General features: G+C 58.0%; 13 protein-coding genes and 1 pseudogene. 2 read left to right on the top strand and 12 right to left on the bottom strand.

The genetic code is table 11. The features are described 5' to 3' along the window. Positions 1-197 precede the first annotated feature (197 nt). Genes uxuA through AC2FI9_RS18815 form a run of 4 tightly spaced genes read right to left on the bottom strand, consistent with a single transcriptional unit; the run spans position 198 to position 4,439 of the window. Positions 198-1,379, bottom strand: coding sequence for a mannonate dehydratase (uxuA, locus tag AC2FI9_RS18830; RefSeq protein WP_496769782.1), 1,182 nt, complete (start codon positions 1,377-1,379; stop codon positions 198-200). After that, positions 1,376-2,428: a Gfo/Idh/MocA family protein gene (locus tag AC2FI9_RS18825; protein ID WP_496769781.1), complete on the bottom strand. Its 1,053-nt coding sequence runs from the start codon at positions 2,426-2,428 to the stop codon at positions 1,376-1,378. The genes uxuA and AC2FI9_RS18825 overlap by 4 nt, the downstream gene beginning before the upstream one ends. Next, positions 2,425-3,426, bottom strand: coding sequence for a Gfo/Idh/MocA family protein (locus AC2FI9_RS18820; RefSeq protein ID WP_496769779.1), 1,002 nt, complete (start codon positions 3,424-3,426; stop codon positions 2,425-2,427). Before AC2FI9_RS18820 ends, AC2FI9_RS18825 begins: the two co-directional genes overlap by 4 nt. Next, positions 3,423-4,439: a Gfo/Idh/MocA family protein gene (locus AC2FI9_RS18815; RefSeq protein ID WP_496769777.1), complete on the bottom strand. Its 1,017-nt coding sequence runs from the start codon at positions 4,437-4,439 to the stop codon at positions 3,423-3,425. Before AC2FI9_RS18815 ends, AC2FI9_RS18820 begins: the two co-directional genes overlap by 4 nt. A 123-nt stretch (positions 4,440-4,562) precedes the next feature. Here AC2FI9_RS18815 and uxaC point away from each other — a divergent pair, with 123 nt between their 5' ends. Together uxaC and AC2FI9_RS18805 are read left to right on the top strand one after the other, a co-directional pair. Continuing rightward, positions 4,563-5,906, top strand: coding sequence for a glucuronate isomerase (gene uxaC / locus AC2FI9_RS18810; RefSeq protein WP_496769814.1), 1,344 nt, complete (start codon positions 4,563-4,565; stop codon positions 5,904-5,906). After that, on the top strand, positions 5,907-7,103 hold the full coding sequence (locus AC2FI9_RS18805; RefSeq protein WP_496721883.1) for a mannitol dehydrogenase family protein: 1,197 nt from the start codon (positions 5,907-5,909) through the stop codon (positions 7,101-7,103). Here the strand turns inward: AC2FI9_RS18805 and AC2FI9_RS18800 are convergent. From AC2FI9_RS18800 to AC2FI9_RS18765, 8 genes and pseudogenes are all read right to left on the bottom strand, one after another. After that, positions 7,090-7,953: a sugar kinase gene (locus AC2FI9_RS18800; protein WP_496769775.1), complete on the bottom strand. Its 864-nt coding sequence runs from the start codon at positions 7,951-7,953 to the stop codon at positions 7,090-7,092. The genes AC2FI9_RS18805 and AC2FI9_RS18800 overlap by 14 nt on opposite strands. Then, the gene (locus tag AC2FI9_RS18795) at positions 7,950-8,831 is read right to left on the bottom strand and encodes a DMT family transporter (RefSeq protein WP_496769773.1); all 882 of its coding nucleotides are present in this window, start codon (positions 8,829-8,831) and stop codon (positions 7,950-7,952) included. The genes AC2FI9_RS18800 and AC2FI9_RS18795 overlap by 4 nt, the downstream gene beginning before the upstream one ends. Before the next feature lie 3 nt (positions 8,832-8,834). Further along, positions 8,835-9,761: pseudogene (locus AC2FI9_RS18790) on the bottom strand (NAD(P)-dependent oxidoreductase); the annotation flags it as partial. A gap of 100 nt (positions 9,762-9,861) precedes the next feature. Further along, complete coding sequence (locus tag AC2FI9_RS18785; RefSeq protein ID WP_496769771.1) at positions 9,862-10,866, bottom strand: Gfo/Idh/MocA family protein; 1,005 nt, start codon at positions 10,864-10,866, stop codon at positions 9,862-9,864. Continuing rightward, positions 10,863-12,365: a UxaA family hydrolase gene (locus AC2FI9_RS18780; RefSeq protein WP_496769769.1), complete on the bottom strand. Its 1,503-nt coding sequence runs from the start codon at positions 12,363-12,365 to the stop codon at positions 10,863-10,865. Before AC2FI9_RS18780 ends, AC2FI9_RS18785 begins: the two co-directional genes overlap by 4 nt. A gap of 24 nt (positions 12,366-12,389) precedes the next feature. Further along, positions 12,390-13,340, bottom strand: coding sequence for a phytanoyl-CoA dioxygenase family protein (locus AC2FI9_RS18775; protein ID WP_496769768.1), 951 nt, complete (start codon positions 13,338-13,340; stop codon positions 12,390-12,392). 10 nt (positions 13,341-13,350) lie between these two features. Continuing rightward, positions 13,351-14,973 (bottom strand): TRAP transporter large permease, encoded by a 1,623-nt coding sequence (locus AC2FI9_RS18770; protein WP_142634770.1) that lies wholly within the window; start codon positions 14,971-14,973, stop codon positions 13,351-13,353. Then, the gene (locus AC2FI9_RS18765; RefSeq protein WP_496769766.1) at positions 14,973-15,815 is read right to left on the bottom strand and encodes a TRAP transporter small permease subunit; all 843 of its coding nucleotides are present in this window, start codon (positions 15,813-15,815) and stop codon (positions 14,973-14,975) included. Before AC2FI9_RS18765 ends, AC2FI9_RS18770 begins: the two co-directional genes overlap by 1 nt. Positions 15,816-15,823: the final 8 nt, after the last annotated feature.

Genomic DNA, 15,823 nt, shown 5'->3' with positions numbered 1-15,823 from the left:
GCCGTCTGGCAGACGTTTCGAAAATTGATGCCTCAAGGCATCGGTTTTCGCGGGAGTTTCACGCGTCTTGAACAGACGTCGGGCGAGTCCGGAAGACACCCCGCTGCCCGTTTACGTGCCGTAAGTAAACGAAGAATACCGCGCACAGGCAAGCAAAGAAGTGTTACGGACGGAAAGAAACAGCCTGATCCGACGTGTCAGGAAAACGCCGCCATGATGCCGCGCAGTTCCGCCAGCCCGCGCATTCTTCCGATCAGCGGATAGCCAGGAGTGCTGTGTCCGCCCAGATCGCTCAGCAGCTCTTGTCCGTGGTCGGGTCGCATCGGAATTTGCCAGTCGTCCCGCCCTTGAGATTTGCGGCGGCGTTGTTCGTTCATCAGCTCGCGAATGGTGCCGACCATGTCGGTGTCGCCCTCCAGATGCGGAGCCTCATAGAAATCCGGCTTCTGTCTGTCCGACCCCGCGATGCGTCGGGTATTTCGCAAGTGAACAAAGTGAATCCGGCCGCCATGCCTGCGTACGAAGTCCGGCCCATCGAATTCGGAGGAAACACCCAGCGATCCGGTACACAAGGTTGCGCCGTTCGCGGGCATATCAACCGCATCCAGCACGGCGCCGTAATCCTCAGTACTGGACATGATCCGCGGCAGACCGAGCAACGAGAAGGGTGGATCATCCGGGTGACAGCACAAGCGCAACCCCAATTCTTGAGCTACCGGGGCGACCTCAGACAGGAAGTCGATTAGGTTTGTGCGCAGCCGGTCACGGTCTATCTCGGCATATGTCCGCAACAAAGAGCGCACGTCCTGCACGCTCCACTGATCGTTGGCGCCGGGCAGCCCCGCAGTGACATTGTGCTGCAACTGGGCTTTGGATTCATCCGACAGGCGCAAGAAGCGATCCTCGGCCGTTTGCTGGACGTCGTTGGAATAGTCTTCCGACGCGCCCGGACGTTCGAGAATATATATGTCGAAAACTGCAAAATCAGTCAGGTCGAACAGCATGGCCGTTCCGCCATGCGGCTGCGGGGAGCGAAGGGCGGTGCGTGTCCAATCCAGGATCGGCATAAAGTTGTAGCACACGACTTCGACGCCACGGGCGGACAGGGCCCTGAGGCTGGACTTATACGCCTGCAGATGTTCGGCTATGTCTGCGGACTGCGTCTTGATCGCCTCGGAGACGGGCAGGCTTTCGACAACGTCCCAACTGTACCCGGCAGCGGCCAGAACTGCCTGCCGATCGGCGATGCTCGGTTCGTCCCAGGGCAGTCCAGGCGGGATGTGATGCAACGCAGTAACGATGCCCTGAACCCCGACTTGATGTAGATCGGCCAGAGCGATCGGATCATCGGGTCCGAACCAACGCCAGCATTGTTTCATGGCAGCCATCCTTCATACAGCGGGTGATCGGGCCTGATGGGAAGGGCAACACGCTGCCCGGTGCGCGCCGCGTAATAAATCGCAGTCACAAGGCCGATGGACGCGGCGCCGTCCTGCAGCGTAACGGCCGAATTTGCCTCGGACCGCAGCGCCTTGCCGATTTCGGTAAAGAACCCTTCGAAACCTTTTGGTTCGGCAGCGGCGGCTGCAAGGGCCTCGTCGATAGCGGCTTGATCCACCGGGTCCCGCGCAACGAATGTCCAAGGCGTTTGACCCGGCGCATAGGGTTCCGTGCCAGAGGTGGCGGTCACCTTTTCAAAGACGAACCGCAGGCGGGTTTCGTCCGTGGCGGCGCCTAGTGTGATATTGCTTGTGCACAAAGCTCCGGAAGCCATGCCAAAGCAGATCGCGGCGCAGTCTTCGGTCTCGATCGGGTTGACCCGCGTTGTGGTCATTGCTGACACCCAGGCGATATCACCCGCGATATGTGTCAGCAGATCATGGTTGTGGATGGCATGGCCAAGCACTGCGCCGCCGCGTTCACCGGCCCATGTTCCTCGCCACGGCACCGCGTAATAATCTGCCCCTCGGGACCAATGGGTTTCAAGCGCGGCAGTTTGGACCGCTCCGGTCAGGCCGGCGCGTTGCAGGTGGCGCAATTGGGCCAGTGACGGGCCCCACCGGTATTGAAAAACCGGAAACACATGCTTGCCCGTGCTGTGGGCGGCTGCCGCGATCCGATCCACATCCTGCATCGAGGTCGCAAGGGGCTTTTCGCAGAAAACGTGTTTTCCTGCGGCCAATGCCGCAAGAGTGGTCGGCACATGTAGATGGGGCGGCAGGCAGATGTCGATGACATCAATCTCCGGATCATCCAGCGCGTCTTGAATGTTGGTCAGAGATCGAAAATCCGAGTTCTGTCGAATCTGTTCGATCCGGTCCGTATTCTGATCGACCACGGCGGTTACGCGGAATTTGCGGTCAAGCCGTTCCAGTGCGCTTATATGTTGCGCACCGATACCTGCGCCAAGGATCGCAACGTTGATCATTTGCGTTCCGCCATTTCCTGCGCGTGCAATGCCAGTTCCATGACCGTAAAGCAGTGGGTTTGGATCATCGCGGTTTCGGTCCGGTTACGGATGTCATCGGCCAGGCGCGAAAAGTAGGGAAGGCCGGCGTCAGATGCGTCGATCTTTTGGCAGGTTTCACCATTGACGAGGATCAGATGGTCTGTTCCCGAGGCTCCACCCACATCAACGTATTTCCGCAACTCGATATAGCCTTCGGTGCCCAGGATCGTCAGGCGACCATCTCCCCAGTTTGGCAGGGCATCCGGCGTAAACCAGTCAACCCGGATGTACCCGGTGCCGTTCTCGCTTCGTAGATTGAGCTCTCCGAAATCCTGCAATCCGGGATCTTTGGGGTTTGCGTAGTTCGCCACACAAGCGTTTGTGATTTCCGCGGTTTCCGAACCTGTGTAGTGCAAGAACTGATCGATCTGATGCGAGGCGATGTCGGTCAGAATACCGCCATAGCGTTCACGTTTAAAAAACCACTCCGGCCGGGTTGCCCGGTTCAATCGGTGCGGGCCAAGTCCGACCGTCTGGATCACGCGCCCGATGGCACCGGCCTCGACCAACTCGGTCGCCCGGGTGCTGACGGGCGTTTCAAACCTTTCGGAAAAATTCACCGACCAGATGCGACCGGTGTCCGCAACCGCCCGTTTGATCTGGTCGAGTTGCTCGAACGTCGTACAGCCCGGCTTGTCGCTCATGACGTCCATGCCGTTTTGCATGGCGCGGATTGTCAAAGCGGCCCTATCTGCCGGTATTGCCGAAATCAGCGCTAGATCCGCCCCGCAAGTTAAGGCGTCTTCCAGTCGGGCCAGCCGCAGAATATCGGGAAACCTTTTGACGTAGCCCGCCAGCGTTTCCGGATCGCCTTTTGTCCAATAGCCAACGCAGTCCACTCCGATTTTGCGCATGTTTTCGGTCATGCCATAGATATGGCGGTGGTCCAGGCCAAGGGCGACGCAGGTCAGGCTCATGAGATGACTCGTGTTTTCTGGCCGGTTCGATTGGCGATCTGCATCGCGTCTATGACGGCGTGGGTCAAAAGGGCACTGCGTCCGGTGGCCATGGGTCGCGTTACACCGGCGAGTGCGTTGGCAAAATCCTCTATGATCGCCTGGTGCCATTCATGGGTGAACGCCATGGGATCGGGCCCGCCGCCTGTGGCGGACGTTTCGCCAAACGTGGATTTCTGACCATCGAAAGTGGTCAAGGTCAGGACACCTGACTCCAGATTCGCTTTGGCGTTCGTGCCCTGGATGGTGATGGACTCTGCGGCCCCGGGATATTCGGCCGTTGTCGCCATCAAGGTACCCACTGCGCCGCTATCTGTTTCAAAGATTGCACCTGCCCAATCCTCGGCCTCGAGATCGTGTAACGGAGTTTTTCTCATCATGGCTTGAATGCCCGAGATCGGCCCCAGCAGCCACATCGCAAGGTCAAGCGTGTGGATTGCCTGCGAGATCATGACACCGCCTCCGTCGCGTGCGTAAGTGCCGCGACCCGGCTCTTCATAGTAGCTCTGATCACGCCACCAAGGGACACGGATCTCCACCGTGGCGATCGAGCCCAGCTCACCCTGTTCAATGGCTGATTTCAGCGCCTGCGAGGCGGCGCGGGCGCGGTGCTGAAAGACGATACCCAGCGGCACGCCAGAGGCCTCGCACTGCTCGACAATGGCTGTCGCGGCGGCCAGCGTTCTTTCGATGGGCTTTTCCATCAGGATCGGTTTCGAAGCGGTCGAAAGAACCCGAACCAACTCTGTGCGCTGATCGGGCGGGGTTGCGATGATCGCAAAGTCGACGTTTGGGTCGTTTGCGATTTCCTCGACCGAGCTGAACGCGCGGGTGTCGTTTCGCTGCGCGAACTCAGCTGCTTTTTCAGGATTGCGCCCAAGGACGCCAGCAAGATTGAGGCCTTGATCCGATGTCCGAATTGCAGCCAAATGCGTACCCGAAACCATTCCCAAACCAATCAGCGCAATATTCATTCATTCCCCCGGATCACCCGGTCAGTCTGCGGGTTCGAACGGGAAAGATGCAACCACTAAAAACTGTGTTAACAATTGCGGGCAGCAGTATCGGAGGCAGAATTGACCGGTAATTTGAATGGCATGGCAGAAGACCTGTACCTGGGCATCAGGGACCTGCCGATCGTATCTCCGCATGGTCACTGCGATCCGGGGTGGTTTGCAACCGATGCGCCGTTTCCCAACCCGGCAGAACTGCTGGTGGTTCCCGACCATTACGTGTTCCGTATGCTCTATTCGCAGGGCGTTCCCTTGTCCGAACTTGGCATTGGGGAAGAGGGGCGAAAGAAGGATCCTCGCGCCGTTTTTCGCACTTTTGCCGAGCACTGGCATTTGTTTCTGGGAACGCCATCTCGGATCTGGATGAATTACGTGCTGCATGAAACGCTGGGCGTGTCTGAGGAGTTGTCTTCGCGCACGGCAGACCAGGTTTACGATAAGATCTCAGGAAAGCTGGCGCGACCTGAATTTCGTCCGAGGGCTTTGTTCGACAGATTTGGGATCGAGGTTCTGGCCACCACAGATTCCGCTCTCGACAGCCTCGTTGAGCATCGGGAGATTCGTACAAGCGATTGGGGTGGGCGAGTTATTCCGGCGTTCCGCCCAGACGGGGTTTTGGATGGGGCGGACCCGGAGTTCGTACAAAACCTGAAAAAGTTGGCCGAGCTGACGGGCTGCGATCTGGGCAGCTACGATGGCTACCTCAACGCGCTGCGAATGCGGCGGGCTTATTTCATCCAGCTGGGCTGTACGGCCACTGACCACGGTATCGAACGTGTGCAGACCGAGTGGCTGGACGACCCGGATGCGCTGTACCAACGGCTGAGACGGCGGGAAGGGGCCGAACAGGATGCTCGCCGGTTCTATGGACATATGCTGATCGAAATGGCGCAGATGTCTATCGATGATGGTCTGACCATGCAGATACATGCTGGCAGCAAGCGCAACACGAACGACGCGGTAATGCGGGACTTCGGACGGGACAAGGGGGCGGACATTCCAATCGCTATGAATTGGGTCACGGGCCTTGAGGCGCTTTTGAACCGGGTCGGAAACTCGGCGGAACTGCGCATCATACTCTTCACATTGGACGAAAGCACCTATGCCCGTGAACTGGCGCCCATGGCGGGACATTGGCCGTGCCTTAGGATCGGGCCGCCTTGGTGGTTCCACGACAGCCCAGCCGGTATAGCGCGGTATTTCGATCAGATTGTTGAAACGTCCGGATACTACAATCTGGCCGGATTCAATGACGACACGCGGGCCTTTCTGTCCATTCCTGCACGGCACGACCTGTGGCGACGGGGAGTGGCGATTCATTTGGCCGATCAGGTTGCGCGCGGCTATTTCGGTCGGGATAGTGCTGAGCATCTTGCGCGGTTGCTGGCTGTCGATTTGGCGAAACAAGTTTACGGATTGCAAAGCTAGATGGGTACAATTCTTCACTTCGGCCTTGGAAACTTCGCCCGGGCGCATTTGCTGGACTACACGGATCAAGCTGGCGGATGGGACGTTGTCGGCGTCAGCCTGCGTTCATCCTCGGTTCGGGATGGATTGGCCCAACAAGGTTTCGAGTACGATTTGTGCGTACAGGGGCAGGGCGTCCGGCGCATCAAAGCTCTGCGTGACGTTCTGGTCGTGCCCAATGATCGCACAGAGATTTTCGATGTGATGGCGGATGCCGAGATCATCTCGGCGACCGTCACCGAGAAAGGTTACCATTTGGACGCCGCGGGCAATCTGAACCTTCAGGACCCAGCGATTGCCGCCGATCTGGCAGGGAAAGGGCCTGCGACGCTGATCGGGTTTTTAGCTTATGGCCTTGCGGAACGGTGCAAGCCAGTAACGGTGCTAAGCTGTGACAATCGCATGGAAAACGGCAAAACGCTCGAAATGGCAGTTGCCGATTTTGCGAATGCAGCCGGCCTGGACGTGAATTGGAATGCCGTTCGCTTTCCAAACGCGATGGTCGACCGGATCACCCCGGCTACCACGGACGCCGTTCGCGCAATCAGCGGCGATCCTATGGCTGTTCCGACCGAGGCGTTTTCGGAGTGGGTGATCGAAGACAGTTTCGCCGGTCCGCACCCGGATTGGCCGGGCGTGCAACTGGTCGATGACGTAGCCCCGCACGAGATGCGAAAGCTGCGCATGTTGAACGGTGCCCATTCCCTGTTGGCTTATGGCGGCTTGGAGCGAGGCCTGACCTACGTCCACGAAGCGGTTCGAGACCCGGTTTTGCGCCCGCTGGTTTCCGAGTTGATGAAGGATGCGGGCGCAACGCTGCCCGCAGCACTGCAAGTACAGGTTCCGGACTATGCCGAGGCTTTGTTGCGCCGCTTTGAAAACCTCGAGCTGGCGCACCGTCTGGACCAAATCGCGATGGATGGCAGCCAAAAGCTGCCGTATCGGTTTGTTCCCACACTCCGTGAGACCGGCTCTCAGGCGGTGATTGCAGGGATGCGGGCCTGGATCTCCTTTTGCATGTCCGAGACCGCCAAGGGCAGGACGCTGAACGATCCTTGCGCGTTGGAAATCGCCTCGGCTGTCAAACAGCCAGATCCGGTAGTGCCACTTTTGGACCTTGTTGGCGCTGAGGATCTCGCGTCACTTATCCGGGAATGATCGCGCCGCGGAACTGAACAACGGTGGACGCCAGATTGTGTCCGGCCATCAGGGCCTTGGCCTGCGATTTTCCTGTCAGCAAGGCTGCGAGGTACCCACCGTTGAAACTGTCGCCCGCCGCTGTGGTATCCAGCACGTTTTTGGCAGGCTCATAGGTTTGGTCAATGTTCTGACCAATGGGCAGAGGGCCATCCTCTCCGCGTTTCAATGCACCGACACCGTGATGATCGGTAAAGCGTGCCGCCACTTGATCCGCGCTTTCCCCGAACAGTGCCATCTCGTCGTCGATGGATGGTAGGGCAATATCTGCACGCTGCCAAAGCCGTTGGTTGATCTGCCGGGCGTGTTCGGCGCTGTCCCAAAGACGCGGACGAAAATTGCTGTCATAGACCAACCGGACTGAAGAGCCTTCGAGCCAGTCCAGAAGCGCAAGCCTTACTGAATGCGGAAGAATGGCCACGGAAATCCCTGACAAGTACAGCACGTCGTAACCTTTCAGCGAGCTGAAGTCATGATCGGCAAAAAGCTGGCGGGCGGCCGCCTCGCTGCGCCAATAGGTAAAGCTGCGTTCACCGTCCGCAGAGGTCGTGATCGCGTATAGTCCCGGAGAAGCGTTGGGAATGATGCGGATGCCGGATGTCCCGATGCCATGGCTGGCGACAAAGTCCGCGATGCGCCCTGAGAACGGGTCGTCGCCCAGACATGTCACATACTCCACCTGCAGATCAGGAGCCGCGCGGTGCATGTAGATGGCTGTGTTCAGCGTATCCCCCGCGACGCCCACCTTCGCGCCGGTCTCCAGCATGGACAATTCGATCATTGCTTCGCCGATGCAGGCAATTCGCGTCATTTCTTTTCTCTTTTCCAGATGATGAGCCCGGCAACCATGATCAGCGCTGCCCCTGCCAACGTGAATGCGTCCGGTACAGTGTCAAAGAACAGATAGCCCCAGATCGCAACGTAGATCAGGAACGAATAGGTGAATGGCATCAACTGGTTCGCCGTTCCGAACCGATGCGCGTTAGTCAGCAGTTGATGCCCGCACCAGCCAAAGACGCCAAGGCTAATCAGGACTATCAGACTCAAGGTGTTTTCCGGCTGGACCCAAAACCAGATGGCGAAGGGCAGCAGGACCACCGTCCCGGTAAGCCCGAGGTAGAATTGCATGGTATCCACCGCAACAACCCCGGACAGCCTGCGCGTCATGATCGAATACAAGGCCAGCGCAGTGGCGTTATAGACGATCAGCAGCATGGTCGGATGAAAGGCCGAACCAAACGGCCGCACGACAACCAACACCCCCAGAAAGCCCAGGGTGATAGCCGCCCAACGCCATGGGCCTACTCTCTCCTTCAACACGAAAACGGACAGGAAGCACACGATGACCGGGCTTGAGAACATGATTGCCGACACGACGGTCAGAGGCAAAAACCGCAAGGCATAAAAGTTGAAAACGGTCGCCGAGATCAGCAGTAAGGCCCGGCTAATGACCTGCCATGGATGGTCGGTCTTGAATCGGCTGGCCTCAATCCCGCCTTTGGCGATCACACCCACAGAGATCACAAAGTGCCCCGCGTAGCGCATGAACGCCAACTGAAATGCCGGCACGCCGGCCAACGCCAACCACTTGGCCCCAAGGTCAACCAACGAAAAGAATAGCCACGCCATCAGCATCAGCACAATGCCAAGGCGCGGCAGGTCAGCGGTGGGGTTGGCGGAGACGGCCATCGATCAGGTGTTGAAACGCTTGACGTAGTAGTCAACCATCTGGCTAACCATATCATCCGCCTGACCGTGGTCGCGCGCATCATTCAGCGCCGAAAGCGCGCACTGCGACATCACGCTGGAAACGCCTGCATCGCGTGCCATACGGTCATAATACCCAAGGTCTTTCGCCGCGTTCTTGATGGCAAAGGCCAGCTGGTTTGGGTCATTCTCGACGCCGTAGGCTTTGACGAAATCCATCATTCCGGAATGCAGCGGCCCAGCGGCCATAACGTCATACACCTGCTTGCGGTCAACTCCGGTGATATCTGCCATGGCGAAGGCTTCGGCCATCGCGTTTGCGACGGTCATTCCGAAGAAGTTGTTGATCAGTTTGATCGTGTGTCCGGACCCAACGGGGCCAAGATAAAAAACGTTTTCGCCCAAGTCTTTCAGTGTCGGCTCGGCCTTGTTAAAGGCAGCCTTGTCGCCGGAAGTCATAATGTTGAGCTTGCCCTCTAGCGCGTGCGAAGGCGTCCGACCAAGCGGCGCATCCAGGTAGCTTCCGCCAGCTGCGGCAACCTCCTCGGCCAAGGCGCGTGTGCTGCCTGGAAGCGAGGTGCCAAAGTCGATGACGATCGCCTCGGGTTTCAATCCCGCGATCACTCCATCTGCGCCGCGCATACGGCTTTCGACCTGTTCCGAGGTGCCCATGCACAACATCACGATGTCGCTGGCTTCAGCAAGTTCTTGGGCGTTTTGCATCTCGCGGGCGCCACGGTCAATCGCGGCGTCCAGGTATGTGCGGTCGCGGTTTCCCAATACAGCGACCGAGTATCCTTGGTCCAACAGCCGGCTCACCATGGCTCCGCCCATTAGTCCCAAGCCGATAAACCCGATTGATGGTTTGCTCATTGGTTTCCCTTTCCGTGAATGTGTCTGGTTTTCATTCTTGTGTCTGGCGCGTGCGGCTTTGCAGTTTGAATGCTCATATTGGTCGACGGATAATCATTGGTCTTTGGGTGGTCCGGTATTTTGCCGGGCCGCATGTCAATCAGGCCGGCGCCCGCGCTCGAGCTGTTCGCGCCGTCAGCCCCTGTTCGATCCATGATGTGACCTCGAGCGTCCGGGCTGCATCCTCGACATCGATTAGTGGAGGGACGCCGTTGATCACGTCAAGGAAGTGATCCAGTTGCGCTTCAAGCGGTGCGCGTTGTTGTTCCGGTCGTGTAAGTTGGTTTTTTTGGGCCGCAGTGCCCCAATCCTTTCCACGCCACAGAGTCATGGAGGGAAAACTCACAGCGCCGCTGGTTCCCGTGATCCACATCATGTCCTGATGGGTCGTGCCGATGTTCGGGTTTTCACCGGTTCCGGCTTCAAACCCCCAAGGGCTGGGTGCGGTGTCGGCAAAACTGATAGTGCCCGTCGCGCCGTTTTCGAACGCAACCGCAACAGCCCCGCTTTCTATCCGATCCGATCCGCGGATCGACGCGCCAGGCAGGGCGACGACATCCGAGATTTCCCCGATCACAAAGCGCAAGACATCGATATCATGCACCAGATTGATCATGACTGGACTGCCATCGGAAGTCCGCCAGTTCTGTTCAAAATAGCTCTCGGGTTTACGCATGGCCCACAGCAACGAGACGTTGATGACTTGTCCGATCGTACCTTGCTTGATCACTTCTTTCAGGTGCTGCAAGGTTGTGTGATACCGCCGATGGTGGCCTACAAGGCTGCGGACATCGGCCTTGCGAACGGCCGCCCTAAGGCGCTGGGCATCATCGACCGATGCGGCAACCGGCTTTTCGATCAGCATGTGCCAACCGCGGGATGCGGCCAGAATGCCATGTTCGGCATGCAGGCGGGTCGGCGTCGCGATGATGACGCCATCCACCGGGCCCTTCACCTCGTCCATACTGGCAAAACGCGGCGCGTCGATCTGGATCGAGCCATCTGGATCGGCCAACCCGACCAACACGCAGCCGGGGTGCTCGATCACGGCGCGCACGTGGCGGATACCGATCAATCCACCGCCGGCTACAAGGATCCGTTTCACATCACCGCTCCGATTTGCCAGGGAACGAATTCGTAGTCGCCCAGGCCCTGCGCCTCGGACTTGGTTCGCGCGCCCGAGGCGACTTGGAGCAGCCGTCGGTATATTTCCTGTCCTTTCTCTTCGACGCTGGCACCTTTGGTCAGAATGTCGCCAGCATCCACGTCCATGTCTTCTGGCATGCGCGCTGCCAACTCAGAGTTTGTAGCGATTTTCAGCGTAGGCGCCGGTTTGGACCCAAAGGCAGAACCGCGCCCCGTGGTGAAGCACACTAGGTTGCAGCCGGCCGCGATCTGCCCGGTCACCGAGGCCGGGTCATAACCGGGGCTATCCATGAAAGTGAAGCCTTTGGCGGTGATGGGTTCGGCGTATTTGAATACACCGGTCAAAGGCGTGGTTCCGCCCTTCGCCGCTGCCCCCAACGACTTCTCAAGGATGGTCGTCAGACCGCCTTGCTTGTTGCCGGGGCTTGGGTTGTTGTCCATCGAACTGTGATTGCGGGCGGTATAGTCCTGCCACCAATCGATCAGTCCGATCAGTTTTTCCCCAGTTGCGCGACTAAGGGCGCGGCGGGTCAAAAGATGTTCGGCTCCGTAGATTTCGGGCGTTTCCGCAAGGACCCCTGTGCCGCCTTGGGCAACCAACAGGTCGCAGGCATGCCCGAGCGCCGGGTTGGCGGTCACACCTGACCAGGCGTCCGATCCACCGCATTGCAGCGCAACCATAAGTTCGGACGCCGAGGCTTCACTGCGTCCCGCCTCATTGGCAATGGGCAGCATTTGGTTGATCTTACTGATGCCCATTTCGACGGTGCGGCGCAATCCGGCGACGTTCTGGATGTTCATCGTCTGGAAGGTGGGACTTTGCTTCAGACCATACGCGTCCAGCAGCCAGTCGATCTGGTTCATCTCGCAGCCCAGACCGACCATTAGAACGGCAGCGTGGTTGGGATGTTTCGCAAATCCCCACATGACCCGTTGAAGTGCTTCGAAACCGTCGCCGGAATCGGCCATTCCGCAGCCCGTTCCGTGGACAAAGGCCGCCACGCCGTCGACGTTCGGAAACTCGGCCAGCTTGTCCGGCGTGAAGTGGTTGGAAATCATACGGGCCGCAGTCGCCGAACAATTAACTGTGGTCAGAACCGCGATGTAATTGCGCGTGCCGACCCGACCACTGTCCCGGTGGTAGCCCATGAACGTATCGACCGAGGTGGCGGGTTTCATGGGCCTGTGATCCGTTGCAAACTCGTAGTCCACACTGGTGTTGCGGAACTCGATATTGTGGGTGTGCACATGGTCGCCAGGGTCGATCGGTTGGTTGGCGTAACCGATAATCTGGGCGTATTTTCTGACAGGATCGCCGGGTGCAAGATTCCGCGTGGCGACCTTGTGTCCCGAAGGGATGCGCGTATTGGTCATGACATCCTCCACCATACTGCCGGCCTCCAGGTACCGAGTTGCAACAACCACGCTATCCGTTCGATCTAAACGTACAAAAGTCATAATCAGCTTTCCTGGCGGCAGCAGCTAGGCGCAGAACGGTGAGTCCGATGTCCACCGGTGAATATCTATGTGCGGTTGTCCGGACAGCCTTGCTCGCGCCGCTTCCCAATTAGATTTGCAGACACGCCAATCTCGCAGTTCGGTTTCGGGGCGCGATCTGGACCTCGCGATGAAGCTGGGGAAATGGCCTCGACCGGTGGGCTGGCCTGCCGCACTGAAGCGGATGTCGAACGACCAGCGGAACCGGTCCGTTTCATTGACCAGCGAAGCATGTGGCGTCAGAGGGTGAAACAGGATGATCCCGCCCGCCTTGACAGGAAGGGGCACAGCCCGGCCTTCGTCAATGAATCCGTCGGCAATACCAGTCTGCGTCCGCGCACAATGCGGCAGGATGGATTGGTCCTGTGCCTTTGGCAGCACTTGCAGGCAGCCGTTTTCGACCGTTGCATCGTTGACGGCAATCCACACCGTGACCATGTCGGTCTGATCCGCATCCTCCAACGCAACCGCCCGGTCCTGATGCCAGTCCGTCGCTGTGATATGCGCGCGCACCTCATCCTTGGACAGCTTGAGAACGGGGGGCTTCAGCCGGACGTGCTGGATTGGATTGCTCACCAACTCTGGCCCGATCAACTGCTCGACAATGTCAAGCATGGGCCGGGCCGTTAGCAAGTCGAACACTGCAGGCCCGATATGGAAAGGTGTGTCCGCCATGATCCGATCGCCGGGCAACGAGATGTCCAGCGGCTGGAAATAGTCGCAACCGGCCTGATAGGCGGACAGAAGTATGTCCCAGAAGGTCATTCCAGACGGTTCGTCCTTGACCAGCCCTCTTTCGTACCAACCGTCATAGAGCCGGCTCAGGACATCCGAGTATTCGATCTGTACCCGATCAAGGACATCGGCAGGGATAACATCCTCGACCACGAGGTATCCGTCCGTCTGGAACTTGCCAATCTGATCTTGTGTCAGCATGGGTGCGACCTCACAACAGCAGCGCGATGATGCCCGGCCAAATCAGAAGAACGGAAAGCGCCAGCAACTGGATCCCGATGAATGGCAGGAAGCCGCGGAAGATATCCGTCAGACTGATATGTGGCGGGGCCACCGACTTGAGGTAGAACGCGGCCGGGCCAAAAGGGGGCGAGAGGAAGCTGACCTGCATGTTCATACAGAACACGACGCCGAACCAGATGGCGACATGACTCGGCTCCAACTGGCCAAAGACTCCGATTTCTTCGATAGGAAGGCGCAGGACGATCGGCAGAAAGACCGGAATAATCAACAGCACGATTCCGACCCAATCCATGAATGCGCCCATGAACAGCAAGATCAGCATCATCACCAGAATGACCAGCATGGTTGGCAGCTCCTGGCCGACGATTAGGTCGGCCACGTATTGGGGCCCGCCAGCAATGGTGTAGGCACCCGCCAGCGCGGCGGCCCCGATCGTAACCCAGATGATGGTGCCTGTGGATTTTAGGGTTCGCATCAAGCTGTCCCAAACCAGCTCGAACGATCCTTCGCCCCGCAGGATGGCGATAATGAGAACGGCGAAGGCGCCCATGCCCGCAGCCTCGGTGATGCCTGTGATCCCGCCATAGATCGAGCCGAGCACGACGCCGATGACGACCAGCGGAGCGACGAGGCCTTTGCCCATTTCCCACCCGATTTTAGCGCGCTCTCTGCCAAAGACGAAGAAGATCAGCAGAAGGGCAACGATCGTGATGCCGGCAAACCAGGGCAGGTAGTCAGCCGTTCCCAGCCTCGCGGGCTCGCCCTGGCTGGCAGCGTTCGAGCCTGAGAGCTCGAAAAACGCGGCCCGGATAAACAGAACGGTGGAAAACCCGGCGACGACGATGCTCATGAAGGCCCCAAACAGTTTGCGTTTTTCGGCCGGTTCGGGGTCGTTTGGATCCGGTTCCGGCAGCGGAGCGTGATGAGGATTCAACTGCGTGCGGATGATGATGTACAGGATGATCATCGAGGCCAGCATGAAGCCAGGAATGAAAGACGCGGTGAACAGCGACTTGATCGAGGTTTCGGTGATCAGCCCATAGATGATCAGAACGATGGAGGGAGGGATCATGGTGCCCAGCGACCCCGAGGCGCAGATGACGCCGATCGCGAGATTTTGATCGTACCCTAGGCGCAGCATCTGGGGCAGGGCGATAAGTCCCAGCAGGACAACCTCACCACCGATTATGCCGGACATGGCTGCCATGATCACCGCCATGATCGAGGTCACGATCGCGATGCCGCCGCGTGTTCTGGAAAGCCAGACATTCAGCGACGAATACATGTCACGCGCGATCCCGGACCGCTCTAGCAGCGACGCCATGAAGATAAACAATGGCACTGATATGAGCACGTAGTCCGTTAAGAGCCCATATATCTTCTGCGCCAGGATATAGAGCGGCCCAGTGCCTGGCCGACCGGTGAGAACCCCGTCGCCGAATGAAAATGGGTTCAAAAGCAGTGTCGGTTCGAACTTCAGGACAAGAACCAGAACCGCAAGGGAAGCCGAGGCCAGTCCCAAAGGCATCCCGATCGCCAGAAGCACGATCAGGGCGACCATCAGGATGAGTGAGATTGTTCCAATATCCATCAGTCTTGTCCCACTGCTCGTTTGATCATTTCAATTTCGTCTTCGTCCGGTTCATCTGTGTGGATTTCCGGCTCTTTGTTCCAATCCGCGACCAAGTTCAAAATTGCTTGCATTGCGACGAGCGAAATTACGATCAGCACCATCGGCTGCAACGTCGCCGGGATCGGAGGATTGAAGGCGGAGCCATAAAGCTCCCATTTATAGAGCTTGTTGACGAACACCTGTTTGTAGCTGCCGTAAACCAGAAAGAAGGCAAACAGGACGATCAGTATTGTTGAAACTGTGTCAAAAACTCGCTGAAGCCAACGTGGAACTGCGTCGTAAAGCAGGAATATTCGTATGTGACTGCGTTGCTGCATGGCGTAGTAGCCAGACATCAAAAACACAAAGCTGGCGAACCAGAGAGTCATTTCGTTGGCCCACTCGGTCGGCTTCTCCAGGATATAGCGCATAAAGACTTCGTAGAGCATGACGACAGTCATGATTGCTATCATCATCATCGTAACTCGGCCTATGAACAGGGCGAAACGATCCATAACCGTCGAGCCTTCGAACTCCATCGTCGCCGGGCGCACGGTCTTTGTACCAATCACTGCAAGAAACGGCAGAAGTACTAGCGCGGCCACGTCGATGATGTCGACAACCCCCCCGAACACACCAGGCAATTCAGGCGTGACGTCGCTGCGCAGATATATTTCCGTTACCTGACTTTTGAGGGATTCAGAGGTGTAAGGCAGCCAATCCAACAGGAATGCTGGAAGATGCCAAACAAGCCAACTGGCAGTCGTGACGAAGGCCAACGGTATGAGCCATTCAATTGGTCCGCCTGAATTCTTGTGCATCGCGTAAC

It is taken from the genome of Ruegeria sp. CDSA246 (assembly GCF_059611225.1).
Note: the sequence above shows the minus strand (reverse complement) of the source record. Positions and strands in the feature narration are given on the sequence as shown.

Bases quoted from the DNA above. Each gene is read 5' to 3' on its own strand.
- AC2FI9_RS18815 (WP_496769777.1), bottom strand. From the start codon at position 4,439: ATGAATATTGCGCTGATTGGTTTGGGAATGGTTTCGGGTACGCATTTG.
- AC2FI9_RS18770 (WP_142634770.1), bottom strand. From the start codon at position 14,973: ATGGATATTGGAACAATCTCACTCATCCTGATGGTCGCCCTGATCGTG.
- uxuA (WP_496769782.1), bottom strand. From the start codon at position 1,379: ATGAAACAATGCTGGCGTTGGTTCGGACCCGATGATCCGATCGCTCTG.
- AC2FI9_RS18795 (WP_496769773.1), bottom strand. From the start codon at position 8,831: ATGGCCGTCTCCGCCAACCCCACCGCTGACCTGCCGCGCCTTGGCATT.
- AC2FI9_RS18805 (WP_496721883.1), top strand. From the start codon at position 5,907: ATGGGTACAATTCTTCACTTCGGCCTTGGAAACTTCGCCCGGGCGCAT.
- AC2FI9_RS18765 (WP_496769766.1), bottom strand. From the start codon at position 15,815: ATGCACAAGAATTCAGGCGGACCAATTGAATGGCTCATACCGTTGGCC.
- AC2FI9_RS18825 (WP_496769781.1), bottom strand. From the start codon at position 2,428: ATGATCAACGTTGCGATCCTTGGCGCAGGTATCGGTGCGCAACATATA.
- AC2FI9_RS18800 (WP_496769775.1), bottom strand. From the start codon at position 7,953: ATGACGCGAATTGCCTGCATCGGCGAAGCAATGATCGAATTGTCCATG.
- uxaC (WP_496769814.1), top strand. From the start codon at position 4,563: ATGGCAGAAGACCTGTACCTGGGCATCAGGGACCTGCCGATCGTATCT.
- AC2FI9_RS18775 (WP_496769768.1), bottom strand. From the start codon at position 13,340: ATGCTGACACAAGATCAGATTGGCAAGTTCCAGACGGACGGATACCTC.
- AC2FI9_RS18820 (WP_496769779.1), bottom strand. From the start codon at position 3,426: ATGAGCCTGACCTGCGTCGCCCTTGGCCTGGACCACCGCCATATCTAT.
- AC2FI9_RS18780 (WP_496769769.1), bottom strand. From the start codon at position 12,365: ATGACTTTTGTACGTTTAGATCGAACGGATAGCGTGGTTGTTGCAACT.